Source organism: Nitrosospira multiformis, from assembly GCF_900103165.1.
Lineage (GTDB): Bacteria > Pseudomonadota > Gammaproteobacteria > Burkholderiales > Nitrosomonadaceae > Nitrosospira > Nitrosospira multiformis_D.
The window spans coordinates 3052234-3066863 of sequence record NZ_FNKY01000001.1; the positions used below are offsets into that span (position 1 = coordinate 3052234).

Below are 14630 nucleotides of genomic sequence, written 5' to 3' on the forward strand. Positions count from 1 at the left end.
ATTTCGCACCCGCGTTGCTACACAAAAAACGCGGAGGCAAGGCGCGAAGCACAGGCCATAGTAACCTATGGCCAAGCTTCGTAACGCGGCCTCCGCGTTTTTTGTGCGCAACCCGAAGGGACGGGACGGATTTCATCCAGCCCTTCGTTACTCGCCGCTTACGGAGGCCTGCTCCGCCGCGCGGCTCATGCCTCGTGCTGGATGAAATCCGTCGCCGTCGCGAGTGCGAAATAAGTGTTAACAGGCCCTAGTATGAAAGAACAGGAACGTGCCCGCTGGCGGTGCCGGCGGGGTTTGCTGGAACTTGACATCGTGCTGCAACACTTTATGGATGAGTATTACGCCCGGCTGGACGAAACAGAATTACGGCAATTTGAAACATTACTGGATCTCCCCGACAATGACTTGTGGGAAATGATCGCACTGAGGAAAGAAGCGGAGGATAGAAGCCTGCAACCTGTACTTCGCCTTTTGCAGACGATTTAATTTCATCGCGGTTTTAAACAAGGATAACGAAATAGTGGAGAACAAGATGGAACAAAAGCGTAAAGCGACTCTCAATCTGGATAATGGCGGTCAGCCGCTTGAGTTTCCCATCATGTCCGGAAGTATGGGACCGGATGTCGTGGATATTCGTACCCTGCACGCCAAGAGCGGTGTGTTTACTTATGATCCTGGCTTTCTTTCCACCGCCAGCAGTAGTTCAAAAATAACCTTTATCGATGGCGACAAAGGCATTCTGCTCTATCGCGGATATCCGATCGAACAGTTGGCCAAGCGATGCGACTTCATGGAAGTGTGTTATTTGCTGATGAATGGAGAATTGCCAACCAGAAACGAGAAGGCATTATTCGATAGAACCATCAAGGAACACACGATGGTGCATGAGCAACTGGCGCGGTTCTACACCGGTTTCCGCCGCGATGCTCATCCCATGGCAGTGATGGTTGGAGTGGTCGGTGCGTTATCGGCGTTTTATCACGACGCGATGGATATTTCCGATGCTTCGCACCGCGAGCTGTCTGCGTTTCGCCTGGTAGCGAAATTGCCGACTATTACCGCAATGACCTATAAATACAATATCGGCCAGCCTTTCATCTATCCGCGTAATAACCTTAATTATGCGGAAAATTTCATGCACATGATGTTCGCCACGCCTGCCGAGGAATATAAACCCAATCCGGTATTGGCGCGAGCACTGGATCGTATTCTGATTTTGCATGCCGACCACGAGCAGAATGCCTCTACTTCTACCGTGCGGCTTGCGGGTTCCAGCGGCGCAAATCCGTTTGCCTGTATTTCCGCCGGTATTGCCTGCCTCTGGGGTCCCGCGCATGGCGGAGCCAATGAAGCCTGCCTCAATATGCTGGAAGAAATCGGCGATGATTCACGCATCGGTGAATATATTGATCGCGCTAAAGACAAAAACGATCCTTTCCGATTGGTGGGCTTTGGCCACCGGGTATACAAGAATTTTGACCCCCGCGCAAAATTGATGCGCGAAACCTGCCATGAGGTATTGAGCGAACTGGGATTGCATGACGACCGTTTGTTCAAGCTGGCAATGAAACTGGAGAAAATCGCGCTGGAGGATGAGTATTTCATTTCCCGGAAACTCTACCCCAATGTCGATTTTTACTCAGGCATCGTGCAGCGTGCATTGGGCATCCCCATCTCCATGTTCACCGCCATATTTACCATGGCGCGCACAGTGGGGTGGATTGCGCAGTGGAGTGAAATGATCTCCGATCCCGATTACAAGATAGGACGCCCGCGACAGCTTTATACCGGTGCTGTCACCCGGGATGTAGTGCCGATCGCATTACGCAAGTGATCTGGCATATCTGACGCTGGTGGATATTTATCAAACGATGGAATCCAGCCCCATGATAAAGCAGCTGTTCGAAGACTCTCCCTTGTTCGGCGCGAATGCGCCCTTCATTGAAGGGCTTTACGAAGACTATCTGCAAAATCCGGAATCAGTTCCATCGGAATGGCATCACTATTTTGATAAATGGCGCGCAGCGGCAAAACCGGCTTTGGGGCAGGATTTCCAGGATGTACCGCACGGCCCGGTAATTGAATCGTTTTTCCGCCTGGCAAATGAGCGCTCATATCGAAGCATGCGGGATACTGCCAGGGAACCGGCACCGGACAAGGATGACCTTGCTTCGGAGCGCAAACAGATCTCGGTATTGCAGTTAATCAATGCCTATCGTTTTCTCGGCGTGCGCCATGCCAATCTCGATCCCCTCAAACACCAGGAAAAACCATACATTGCCGAACTCAATCCTGGCCACTACGGATTAACCGAATCAGACCTGGACACCATTTTTGGCACGGGTTCCTTGATCGGTCCGGCCCGTGCCTCGCTGCGGGAAATTCTTGAGGTATTACAACAAACCTATTGTGGCAGTATCGGTGTCGAATATATGTACATTACCGATACCGAGCAGAAACGCTGGATACAAAATCGCATTGAGGGTCCGCGCGCCCAACCCGATTACTCCGCTGAATACAAGCGCCATATTCTGGAGCGCCTGAATGCGGCGGAAGGGCTGGAAAAGTATCTGCACACACGCTATGTCGGCCAAAAACGCTTCTCCGGCGAGGGTGGCGAAAGCCTGATTCCACTATTGGATAACTTGCTGCAACGCGCCGGCAAGATGGGCGTGCAGCAGATAGTCATCGGCATGGCGCACCGCGCGCGGCTTAACGTGTTGGTCAACACGTTGGGTAAAGTGCCCGCTGATCTGTTCCAGGAATTCGAAGGCAAACAACCACAAGAACTGACCGAAGGCGATGTCAAATATCACCAGGGCTTTTCCTCGGCGGTATCCACGCCGGGCGGGATCATGCGCTTGACATTGGCGTTTAATCCCTCACATCTGGAAATCGTGAACCCGGTGGTAGAGGGCTCGGTACGAGCCCGTCAACACCGCTTGCAGGACAGGGAAGGCAATCTGGTGTTGCCTGTGCTGCTGCATGGCGATGCCGCCTACTCCGCCCAAGGTGTGGTGATGGAAACCCTGAATCTCTCGCAGACGCGCGGTTATGGTACGGGCGGCACAGTGCATATCATCATCAATAACCAGATCGGTTTCACAACCTCTGACCCGAGGGATGCCCGCTCCACGCTTTATTGCACCGACGTATCAAAAATGATCGAGGCGCCGGTTTTTCACGTCAATGGCGACGATCCCGAGGCGGTCATCATGGCGGCCGAAATTGCGCTTGATTTCCGGATGAAGTTCCATAGGGACGTGGTCGTGGACATGGTCTGTTTCCGGACGCTCGGTCATAACGAGCAGGATGAACCGATGGTGACCCAGCCGCTGATGTACAAGATTATCAGCCGCCATCCTGGGACGCGCAAACTCTATGCCGATAAACTGGAGGCGGAAGGTACCGTCAATGCCGGTGAGGCTGAGCAGATGGCAAAGGCCTATCGCGACGACATGGATGCGGGCCGCAACCCCAACAAAACCATCCTTTATGAGTACAAGTCGCCCAAGGCGGTGGACTGGACGCCTTTTCTGAAGAATGACAAATGGAATGCAAAGGTAAAGACCGGATTGCCGGAAGCGGAATTACGGAATCTGGCGGAACGGCTGACCGATATTCCCGCCAAATTCAAATTGCATTCGCGTGTGGAAAAGATTATCGCCGACCGCCGCTTGATGGGTGAGGGAAAACTGCCTCTGGATTGGGGAATGGCCGAAAATCTCGCCTATGCAGCACTTCTGAAAGATGGCTTCCCTATACGCATTTCGGGCCAGGATTCGGGACGTGGAACCTTCTTCCACCGGCATGCGGTGCTGCATGACCAGAACCGGGAACGATGGGATGAGGGCACCTATGTGCCATTGCGCCATATTGCGCCGGGACAACCGGATTTCGTGATAATCGATTCCGTATTGTCGGAAGAAGCGGTACTTGGTTTCGAATACGGCTACGCGACCGCGGAACCGGATGAGCTGGTGGTATGGGAAGCACAGTTTGGCGATTTCACCAATGGCGCACAGGTAGTGATAGATCAGTTCATTGCTTCCGGCGAGGCCAAGTGGGGACGGCTATGCGGTCTGGTATTGATGCTGCCGCACGGCTACGAAGGACAAGGACCGGAACACTCTTCGGCACGTCTGGAACGTTATCTGCAACTCTGTGCGGAATACAATATTCAGGTGTGCGTTCCTTCCACACCGGCACAGATGTTCCACGTGTTGCGACGGCAGATGATCCGCCCGTTGCGTAAACCGCTTGTCATCATGAGCCCCAAGAGTCTGCTGCGCCATAAGGAATCGATATCGAGTCTTGCGGAACTCGCCGATGGTAATTTTCAGAATGTGATTCCGGAAACTCAGAAGCTTGATCCGGATAATGTACGTCGTGTTATCGCCTGCTGTGGCAAGGTATATTACGATTTATTGGCGTACCGCAGGGAGCATCAAATCGAAGATGTCGCGATTATTCGTATAGAGCAGTTGTACCCGTTTCCACATGATGATTTTCAGACTGAAATCGATCGCTATCCACAGGCCAGAGATATCCTCTGGTGCCAGGAAGAACCTGGCAACCAGGGAGCGTGGCACCGCATCCAGCACTACCTGATGCGGCACAAACGGCCGGAACAGGTTTTAGGCTACGCATTGCGTGTGTCCTCGGCGTCCCCAGCGGTGGGATACCTGGCGAAGCACAATTTCCAGCAGAAGGAATTGGTGGCCGCGGCGTTTCGCGAAAGAATTTAACCAGGAGGTTGGTCCATGCTAGTCGAAGTCAAAGTTCCGGTGCTATCCGAATCGGTGGCGGAAGCCACGCTGCTTTCCTGGCACAAGAAAGCGGGAGAACACGTTGACCGCGACGAAAATCTGATCGATATCGAAACTGATAAAGTCGTACTGGAATTGCCGGCACCCGCCACAGGAGTACTGGCCAGAATTATCAAGGACGACGGAGCAACGGTGGTAGGGGGTGAAATCATTGCCACCATAGATACCGAGGCTGCGGGGGCATCACCTGCGGCCGTATCTGCCTCGCCAGCATCATCGAATACGGAACCTGTCCCGGTCACCGCCGCCGACGCAACGTCAGCTCCGGCGATGATGCCCGCCGCCCGGAATCTGGCGGCGCAGGCCAACCTTGGAACCGAAGAAATCAGCTCGATCAAGGGCAGCGGGCGTGACGGCCGTATCACCAAGGAGGATGTGGCGGCACATATGAAAAGCAAGCCCTCATCGTCCCCCGCAGCTCCGTTATCCCCGCCGCCTTCCATTACGGCTGTGCCCGCGCTTGGCGGTAATCGGCCCGAGCAACGGGTGCCCATGTCGCGGTTACGGGCGCGCATCGCCGGGCGTCTCGTGCAGTCTCAATCCACCGCCGCGATACTGACCACATTCAACGAAGTCAATATGCAAGCGATCATGGACTTGCGCGCCCGCTATAGAGATAAATTCGAGAAAGAGTACGGCGTCAAGCTCGGCCTCACGTCGTTTTTTGTCAAGGCGGCGGTTGCTGCGCTGAAAAAATTCCCCATCGTCAACGCCTCGGTGGATGGAAACGATATCATCTACCACGGCTATTTCGATATTGGCATTGCCGTAAGCAGTCCGCGCGGCCTGGTGGTCCCTATCATTCGTGACGCCGATTCCTTAACGCAGGCCGGGATTGAACGGCAAATTGCCGATTTCGGCAAACGCGCCATGGATGGCAAGCTGACCATTGAAGAATTGACAGGTGGTACCTTCTCAATTACCAATGGCGGCGTATTCGGCTCGATGCTCTCCACACCCATCATTAACCCGCCGCAAAGCGCCATTCTTGGCATTCATGCGACAAAGGATCGCCCAGTGGCCGAAAATGGCCAGGTAGTGATTCGTCCGATGACCTACCTCGCTCTCTCTTACGATCACCGGATCATTGATGGGCGCGAAGCGGTACTTTCGCTGGTGGCAATGAAAGAGGCGCTGGAATATCCGATGAGTCCATTGCTGGAAGCCTGATACACCGGTAACGTTTCACTTTTGCGGAGCCGTATTTTTATGATTCATTTTTTTATAAAGTGCCAGCATGTCCCAATCTTTTGATGTAGCGGTAATCGGTGCCGGTCCCGGCGGTTATGTCGCGGCGATCCGTTGTGCCCAACTGGGCCTTAATACTGTTTGCATAGATGAGTGGAAGAATCCCCAAGGCAAAGCCAGCCTCGGCGGTACCTGCCTGAATGTCGGCTGCATTCCCTCCAAGGCGCTGCTGGAATCATCGGAGAATTACGAACGGGCCGCACATAAATTCGCAGCGCACGGGATCAAGGTGGAAGGCCTGTCCGTGGATGTTCCCACAATGATGTCCCGCAAGGATAAAATCGTCGCGGCCTTCACTGGCGGCGTTGCCATGCTGCTCAAGAAAAACAAGGTGACGTCGATGAATGGACGTGGCTCATTGCTCAAGAGCAGTAAATATGATGATGGCAACACGCTCTGGCAAATCGAAGTGAAAAATGGGGATAAGGTCGACACCGTCGAGGCGAAACATATCATCATCGCCACGGGTTCGACACCGCGCCAATTGCCGTTTGCGCCGGTGGACAATGAGCGGATACTGGACAATGCCGGCGCATTGGCGCTGACGGAAACACCAAAACGGCTGGGCGTGATTGGCGCGGGCGTGATCGGCCTGGAAATGGGCAGCGTGTGGCGGCGGCTCGGTTCGGAAGTCACCATCCTTGAAGCCCTACCCGGATTCCTTATGGCCGCCGACGAGCAAGTGGCAAAGGAAGCAAAAAAAATCTTTGCCAAAGAAACAGGGTTGGTAATACAAACAGGTATCAAGATCAGCGGGATCAAAACCGGGGAAGCCATCACGGTAGAATATGCTGACACCGAGGGCAAAACGCAACAACTCGAAATCGACAAACTAATCGTCGCGGTCGGCCGGGTTCCCAACACCACTGGCCTGGGCGCGGAAAATGTCGGGCTGAAAATGGATGGTCGCGGTTACATTGAGGTGGACAGCCATTGCCGCACCAATCTGCCGAACATATATGCCGTGGGTGACGTGGTACGCGGACCCATGCTGGCGCATAAGGCCTCCGAAGAAGGCGTCGCGGTAGCCGAAACCATCGCGGGTCAGGCGGGACATGTGAATCTCGACACCATTCCCTGGGTGATTTATACCTCACCGGAAATTGCCTGGGTGGGCAAGACCGAACAGGAATTGAAAACAGCGGGCATTCAGTATAAAGCGGGACAGTTTCCCTTCATGGCTAACGGACGCGCGCGCGCATTGGGCGAGACGGGCGGTTTCGTGAAAGTGTTGGCCGACGCGGACACCGACCGCATCCTTGGCATCCACATGATCGGCCCCTATGTCTCCGAAATGATCGCCGAAGCGGTGGTGGCAATGGAATTCGCGGCCAGCAGCGAGGATATCGCGCGCATCGTTCATGCCCATCCCTCGCTGTCGGAAGTCTTGCACGAAGCGGCGCTGGGAGTGGATAAACGGGCAATACATATATAAACTGGGCTGTGGGGCTGCATTCCCGCCGTCCAGGCCTTCACTTTCCTTCTCCCTTTGTGGCAGCGTAGCGACATCGAATTACCCAACTTGATCATTAACAAGTACTATTTTAACAGTGGACTCCGCATCGGATTTGTTCAGGGGCCTTTTAAATATTGCATAGCTACCGAATCTTTCAATGTTCTTCAGCAAGCCTGGTGTAGCTGCTTTGGGGTAAAATAGGTTTTTTACGGATTCCCTATGGCCAGCATCACCATTGCCCTTTCCAAGGGCCGCATTTTTGACGATACCGCGCCGCTATTGAAAGCTGCGGGCGTTGTCGCGCTGGACGACCCCGAGACGTCGCGTAAACTGATCCTCGCCACCAACCGCGATAACGTACGGCTTATCATCGTGCGCGCTTCGGATGTGCCGACTTATGTGCAATACGGGGCGGCGGATATGGGTATCGCCGGCAAGGATGTGTTGCTGGAACATGGTGGATCGGGGCTTTATCAGCCATTGGACTTGCATATTGCCCGCTGCCGCATGATGGTGGCGGTACGCGACGACTTCGATTACGAATCCGCTGTACGCCGGGGAGCGCGGCTGCGGGTCGCGACCAAGTACTTACATACGGCGCGTGAGCACTTCGCCGAAAAGGGTATGCATGTGGATCTCATCAAACTCTACGGCTCGATGGAGCTTGCGCCGCTGGTAGGGTTGGCGGAAGCCATTGTCGATCTGGTTTCCAGTGGGAATACGCTGAAGGCTAATCATCTTAAGGCGGTGGAAGAGATCATGCCCATCTCGGCCCGGCTGATCATCAACCAGGCGGCATTGAAACTAAAACGGACGACTATACAACCGATGCTGGATGCATTCTCAGCGGCAATCGCGCAATGTGAAGAAACAACGGCACAACCATAATTCCTTCCTATGATTCAGATCAAGAAATTATCTTCCACCGATGCCGGCTTCCATGCGGCGTTGGAGAAACTGCTGGCCTTTGAGGACGCGCACGATGCGGCGGTAGACGTGACAGTCGCCGGCATTCTCAAGGATATCAAAAAGCGTGGTGATGAAGCGCTGCTGGAATACACGCACCGCTTCGACCATCTGGACGCAAACTCGGTGGCGGAGCTTGAATTGCCCCGGAGCGCCTTGAAGCAAGCTCTGCAGGGTCTGCCCGCGAATCAACGTAATGCGCTGGAACAGGCTGCCGTACGGGTACGCGCCTACCACGAAAAGCAATTGGCCCAGTCCTGGAGTTATACGGAACCTGATGGTACGCTGCTGGGCCAGAAAATAACCCCTCTCAGTCGCGTCGGGTTATATGTTCCCGGTGGCAAGGCGTCCTATCCTTCGTCGGTGTTGATGAACGCGATTCCTGCCAAGGTGGCGGGGGTCAGCGAACTTATCATGGTGACACCCACTCCCGGTGGAGAAAAAAATAATCTGGTACTGGCTGCGGCCGCGATTTGCGAGGTGGACCGGTTGTTCACAATAGGTGGAGCCCAGGCTGTCGGCGCATTGGCCTACGGCACCGGAACTGTGCCGCGCGTGGACAAGATCGTCGGGCCAGGCAATGAGTATGTGGCGGCGGCCAAGCGCCGCGTATTTGGCGTGGTGGGCATCGATATGGTGGCGGGTCCATCCGAAATCCTGGTGATTTGCGATGGCAAGACCGATCCTGACTGGATTGCAATGGATCTGTTTTCGCAAGCAGAACATGATGAGCTGGCCCAGGCAATCCTGCTTTCTCCCGACGCTGCTTTTATCGACGCGGTGGCGGAAAGTATTGCACGGCAACTGGAAACAATGCCACGCAAGGCGGTTATCCGTGCTTCGCTGGAAAATCGCGGTGTCCTGATTCAGGTAAAAGACCTGGATGAAGCCTGTGCCATCGCGAATCACGTGGCACCGGAGCACCTGGAGTTATCAGTCGAACAGCCGGAAAAATGGGTGGATAAAATCAACCATGCCGGTGCGATTTTCCTGGGACGCTACACTTCCGAGGCACTTGGTGATTACTGCGCCGGCCCCAATCATGTGCTGCCTACTTCCCGTACCGCGCGCTTTTCGTCACCGTTGGGCGTGTATGATTTCCAGAAACGCAGCAGCCTCATCCAGGTGTCGGAGCAAGGCGCGGCAAAGCTCGGCGCGATTGCTTCAATCCTGGCCCATGGAGAGGGTCTGCAAGCCCATGCGATGTCGGCGGAATATCGATTCATGAACAGGACTGACATACAAGATTAAAAAATGTCCAGATCGCCTGATCAGGTTATCCGCCCCGAAATTCTCGCGCTGTCCGCCTATCACGTGCCACCTGCAAGCGGCATGGTGAAACTGGATGCGATGGAGAATCCCTACACGCTACCGCCGGAACTAAGGGAGGAAATCGCACAGCTTGCGGCCAGTGCACCGATCAATCGCTATCCCGATGCGGGTGCTGCTTCGCTCAAGGCCGCGCTGCGGGAAGCGCTGGCGATTCCCGACGGGATGGACATCATGCTGGGCAATGGTTCGGACGAGATCATCCAGATTATCGCCTTGGCCTTTGCCAGACCTGGAGCAATATTGATGAGTGTCGAGCCCGCATTCGTCATGTTCCGTATGATTGCCACTTTCACAGGAATGGGTTATGCGGGCGTGCCGCTGAGAGCCGATTTTTCACTCGATGTGGACGCGATGCTGACCGCCATCGCGCGGCAACAGCCAGCGGTTATTTTTATTGCTTATCCTAATAACCCCACTGGCAACCTGTTTGACGCCGACGCAGTCTCGCGTATTATTGAAGCTGCTCCCGGCGTAGTCGTGGTGGATGAAGCCTACCATGCTTTCGCCGATGCAAGTTTTATGGATAAACTGGTGCAGTACCCCAATCTACTGTTGATGCGCACCCTTTCCAAGCTGGGACTGGCTGGTTTAAGGTTGGGACTCCTGGCCGGAAGACCGGAATGGTTGAGTCAGCTTGAAAAGCTGCGTTTGCCGTATAATGCGGGAATCTTCACTCAGTTGATTGCGGAAAAAGTATTACAGTATCCTGGTATCCTGCTACAACAGGCCGAAGCGATCAAGACAGAACGGACGGTGATGAGTAAACGTCTGGTGGCGCTGGATGGTGTTGAGGTTTTTCCGACGGATGCGAATTTTATCCTGTTCCGCATGACCCAAGGGTATAAAGCCGGTAAAGTGTTTCAGGAGCTTAAAAAGCACGGCATCTTGATCAAGAATCTTGATGGTTCCCATCCGTTATTGAAAAACTGCCTGCGCGTGACAGTGGGAACACCTGCTGAAAACGTGCAATTTTTGGAAGCGCTACAGGCCTCGCTTAAGACAAGCCTCACTTAAGACAGCTCTCACTTAAGAACCCCAGCAACTAAATTACCCCCATGCGTCAGGCCCAAGTCACCCGTAATACCCTGGAAACCCAGATCAGCGTCAAAGTCGATCTGGATGGAACCGGCAAGGCAGTACTGAATACCGGTGTGCCATTTCTCGACCACATGCTGGATCAGGTGGCGCGTCATGGCATGATAGACTTGGAGATTGCCGCCAAGGGAGATCTGCACATCGACGCCCACCACACCGTGGAAGATATTGGCATCACCCTTGGACAGGCACTCGCACAGGCTATCGAGGACAAGAAAGGCTTGCGTCGTTACGGCCACGCTTATGTACCGCTGGACGAAGCATTGTCACGCGTGGTCGTGGATTTCTCGGGACGCCCCGGGCTGGAACTCAACATTGAGTTTGCCCGCGCACGCATCGGCGAATTTGACGTTGATTTGATAAATGAATTTTTCCAGGGCTTTGTCAACCATGCCATGGTGACGCTGCACATCGACAATCTATCGGGACGCAATGCCCATCATCAGGCGGAAACCGTATTTAAGGCGTTTGGCCGCGCGTTGCGCATGGCGATGGAACCCGATCCCCGTGCGGCAGGAATCATTCCATCCACCAAAGGCTCTTTGTAGCGTCCTCACTCCTTCTCATTGGCACGGTATGGGCACCACATGACTGATATTGCAATCGTTGATTACGGCATGGGTAACTTGCGCTCGGTGTCCAAAGCTCTGGAGCATGTAGCCCCGGATGCCTCCATTGTCATTACCGGCGACCCGGAGGTGGTACGGAAAGCCAATCGTGTGGTAGTGCCCGGTCAGGGTGCGATGCCCGACTGCCTGCGCGAACTGGATGCACGCGGATTGCGCGAAGCGGTGCTGGATGCCGCCATCAATAAACCGTTTCTCGGTATTTGCATAGGTCTGCAAATGTTGTTCGAAAGCAGCGAGGAAGGCAATGTAAAAGGTCTGGGTATTGTATCCGGCAAGGTATTGCGCTTTCCTCCCACGGCGATGGTGAGTGCAGATGGACAAAAACTCAAAGTGCCGCACATGGGCTGGAACCAGGTACATCAGGCTATCGATCACCCCTTGTGGGAAGGCATCCCCAACGACGCTCGCTTTTATTTTGTACACAGTTATTACGTCGAAACTGCCAGCCCGGAGCCGGCGGCGGCCTATAGTCTTTATCCTTTTGCGTTTACTTGCGCGGTGGCAAAAGATAATATCTTTGCGGTCCAGTTTCACCCGGAAAAAAGCCATGAGGCAGGGTTGACGCTGCTGCGTAACTTCGTGCAATGGGAACCCGCTTCACGCGCGGATAATCGGGCACGGACGTAAACCTTTCTCTACGAATATCAAACCAATCCTATATTTTTAAATCCTGATTCAAAATGCTTATCATTCCCGCAATAGATCTGAAAGATGGTCAGTGTGTACGCCTGAAACAAGGCGTAATGGAAGACGTCACAGTGTTCTCGGAAAATCCCGGCGCCATGGCCAGGCATTGGCTGGATCAGGGTGCGCGGCGACTGCATCTGGTGGATCTCAACGGTGCGTTTGCCGGCAGACCAAAGAATGAACTGGCCATTCGTGACATCGTCGAAGCCATCGGTGACGAGATCCCGACCCAGCTTGGCGGCGGCATACGCGATCTTGAAACTATCGAACGTTATCTCGACGATGGCATCACCTATATCATCATCGGCACCGCGGCGGTGAAGACGCCAGGGTTTCTGCATGACGCTTGTAACGCTTTTCCCGGTCATATCATGGTGGGGCTGGATGCCAAGGAGGGCAAGGTGGCCGTTAACGGCTGGTCCAAGGTCACCGGCCACGACGTGGTGGATCTTGCAAAAAAATTCGAGGATTATGGTGTCGAAGCGATCATCTACACGGATATCGGACGAGACGGCATGCTCAGCGGTGTCAATATCGAGGCCACGGTGGAACTCGCCCGGGCGCTCACTATTCCGGTCATTGCCAGTGGCGGCATCACCAATCTGGACGACATCAAAGCGCTCTGCGAGATTGAGCTGGAAGGTATCATGGGCGCAATCACGGGTCGCGCTATTTACGAAGGGGCTCTGGATTTCAAATCGGCACAAACGCTGGCGGATGATCTGAGTATAAGAATAAGGTCGGGCGATACGGCCTCTTCCTGATGAGACTTCAATAAATTACCGCCAAAACGGTAGGGCCAGGACAGGATCCTGGCTTCCATTTAACCGCACCTTCCGTATCTTGGTCTATTCCACACTATGGGTCTTGCCAAACGTATCATCCCCTGCCTTGACGTAACAAATGGACGCGTAGTCAAGGGCGTCAATTTTGTCGAACTCAGAGATGCGGGCGACCCCGTCGAGATATCGCGCCGTTACGACGAGCAGGGAGCAGATGAACTGACTTTTCTCGATATCACCGCCAGTTCTGATAATCGAGATTTGATTCTGCATATTATTGAAGAAGTCGCGGCCCAGGTATTCATTCCGTTAACCGTGGGCGGCGGGGTTCGTCAGGTGGAAGATGTTCGCAGGCTATTGAATGCCGGAGCCGATAAAGTCAGTATCAATACCTCTGCTGTGCAGAATCCCCAATTGGTGGCGGATGCTGCGGGCCGTTATGGCTCCCAGTGCATTGTAGTGGCGATAGATGCCAAACGGGTAAGCGGCATTGACGCTAATACCCCACAGTGGGAAGTATTCACCCACGGAGGACGTAAAGCTACCGGTCTGAATGTCATTGAATGGGCGAAAAAAATGCAATTACTGGGTGCGGGTGAGATATTGCTCACCAGCATGAATAAGGATGGTACCCGCGACGGGTTTGATCTGGCGCTTACTCGGGCGGTTTCGGATGCGGTGGATGTGCCGGTGATCGCAAGCGGCGGCGTAGGTAATCTGCATCATCTGGTGGAAGGAGTCCTGGAGGGCCACGCCGATGCCGTACTGGCCGCGAGTATTTTCCACTATGGCGAGTACACCGTGCGCCAGGCCAAAGCGTATATGGCGCAGCACGGTATTGAAGTACGGCTGTAATGGTAGAATGAAAATTCAATAATTTCCCAAGCATATCCATGTCAGACAATTGGCTCAACAAAGTAAACTGGTCCGAGGATGGGTTGGTGCAGGTAGTGACGCAGGAAGCCCGCAGCAATACGGTGCTGATGGTCGCATGGATGAATCGCGAGGCGCTGAAACTCACTGTGCAAACCAACGAGGCACATTATTGGTCACGTTCCCGTAAGAAACTCTGGCATAAAGGTGAAGAATCAGGGCATGTCCAAAAGGTGAAGGAAATCCGTCTGGATTGTGATGAGGATGTTCTGTTGCTGACAGTGGAACAAGTGGGCGGGATAGCCTGTCATACTGGCAGACATAATTGCTTTTTCAATAAGCTGGACAATGGTCAGTGGGTGGTAGTTTCGCCAGTGATTAAAAGTCCTGAAGAGATCTATAAGAAATGACCGACCCAGCTATTCTTGATCGCCTGGCTGCAACTATCGAAGCCCGTAAGAGCGCCGACCCCTCGGCTTCTTATGTAGCGAGACTGCTGCACGAGGGAGAGGACAAGATCCTCAGAAAAGTTGCGGAGGAGGCGGTAGAAATTCTGTTAGCCTCAAAAGACGGGGATAAGCAGCATATTGCGCGTGAGACGGCGGACCTGTGGTTCCACTGCCTGGTGTTGCTGGCTCATCATGGCTTGGGACCGGACGATGTATTGAATGAATTGCTACGCCGGGAGGGAACCTCGGGGATAGATGAAAAAGCGTTACGGAAAATGGGGTAA

Annotated in this window: 14 protein-coding genes; all 14 read left to right on the forward strand. The window is 53.9% G+C overall.

Annotated features, from left to right (window positions below):
- Positions 1–252: 252 nt before the first annotated feature.
- Complete coding sequence (locus tag BLR00_RS13715; protein ID WP_074633660.1) at positions 253–486, forward strand: FAD assembly factor SdhE; 234 nt, start codon at positions 253–255, stop codon at positions 484–486.
- A 46-nt stretch (positions 487–532) separates the two neighbouring features.
- The gene (gltA, locus tag BLR00_RS13720; protein ID WP_074633664.1) at positions 533–1834 is read left to right on the forward strand and encodes a citrate synthase; all 1302 of its coding nucleotides are present in this window, start codon (positions 533–535) and stop codon (positions 1832–1834) included.
- A 52-nt stretch (positions 1835–1886) separates the two neighbouring features.
- The gene (locus BLR00_RS13725) at positions 1887–4748 is read left to right on the forward strand and encodes a 2-oxoglutarate dehydrogenase E1 component (RefSeq protein WP_074634327.1); all 2862 of its coding nucleotides are present in this window, start codon (positions 1887–1889) and stop codon (positions 4746–4748) included.
- Between the two features lie 15 nt (positions 4749–4763).
- Positions 4764–5999, forward strand: coding sequence for a 2-oxoglutarate dehydrogenase complex dihydrolipoyllysine-residue succinyltransferase (odhB, locus tag BLR00_RS13730; protein WP_074633666.1), 1236 nt, complete (start codon positions 4764–4766; stop codon positions 5997–5999).
- A gap of 67 nt (positions 6000–6066) precedes the next feature.
- The gene (lpdA, locus tag BLR00_RS13735) at positions 6067–7512 is read left to right on the forward strand and encodes a dihydrolipoyl dehydrogenase (RefSeq protein WP_074633669.1); all 1446 of its coding nucleotides are present in this window, start codon (positions 6067–6069) and stop codon (positions 7510–7512) included.
- A gap of 240 nt (positions 7513–7752) precedes the next feature.
- Positions 7753–8421: an ATP phosphoribosyltransferase gene (gene hisG / locus BLR00_RS13740; protein ID WP_074633671.1), complete on the forward strand. Its 669-nt coding sequence runs from the start codon at positions 7753–7755 to the stop codon at positions 8419–8421.
- Between the two features lie 9 nt (positions 8422–8430).
- Entirely contained in the window at positions 8431–9750 is a 1320-nt protein-coding gene (gene hisD, locus BLR00_RS13745) for a histidinol dehydrogenase (protein WP_176759985.1), read from the forward strand.
- A gap of 3 nt (positions 9751–9753) precedes the next feature.
- The gene (hisC, locus tag BLR00_RS13750) at positions 9754–10845 is read left to right on the forward strand and encodes a histidinol-phosphate transaminase (RefSeq protein WP_074633674.1); all 1092 of its coding nucleotides are present in this window, start codon (positions 9754–9756) and stop codon (positions 10843–10845) included.
- A gap of 41 nt (positions 10846–10886) precedes the next feature.
- Positions 10887–11474 carry an imidazoleglycerol-phosphate dehydratase HisB gene (gene hisB, locus BLR00_RS13755; protein WP_074633677.1) on the forward strand — a complete coding sequence of 196 codons (588 nt, stop codon included), beginning with the start codon at positions 10887–10889 and terminating at the stop codon, positions 11472–11474.
- A gap of 39 nt (positions 11475–11513) precedes the next feature.
- Complete coding sequence (gene hisH, locus BLR00_RS13760; RefSeq protein ID WP_074633680.1) at positions 11514–12182, forward strand: imidazole glycerol phosphate synthase subunit HisH; 669 nt, start codon at positions 11514–11516, stop codon at positions 12180–12182.
- Between the two features lie 53 nt (positions 12183–12235).
- Entirely contained in the window at positions 12236–13006 is a 771-nt protein-coding gene (hisA, locus tag BLR00_RS13765; protein ID WP_074633683.1) for a 1-(5-phosphoribosyl)-5-[(5-phosphoribosylamino)methylideneamino]imidazole-4-carboxamide isomerase, read from the forward strand.
- A gap of 96 nt (positions 13007–13102) precedes the next feature.
- Positions 13103–13879, forward strand: a complete 777-nt coding sequence (hisF, locus tag BLR00_RS13770; protein ID WP_074633686.1) for an imidazole glycerol phosphate synthase subunit HisF — start codon at positions 13103–13105, stop codon at positions 13877–13879.
- A 38-nt stretch (positions 13880–13917) separates the two neighbouring features.
- The gene (gene hisI, locus BLR00_RS13775; protein ID WP_074633689.1) at positions 13918–14307 is read left to right on the forward strand and encodes a phosphoribosyl-AMP cyclohydrolase; all 390 of its coding nucleotides are present in this window, start codon (positions 13918–13920) and stop codon (positions 14305–14307) included.
- A complete protein-coding gene (locus BLR00_RS13780) occupies positions 14304–14630 on the forward strand; it encodes a phosphoribosyl-ATP diphosphatase (RefSeq protein WP_074633692.1) in 327 nt (108 codons plus the stop codon). Before hisI ends, BLR00_RS13780 begins: the two co-directional genes overlap by 4 nt.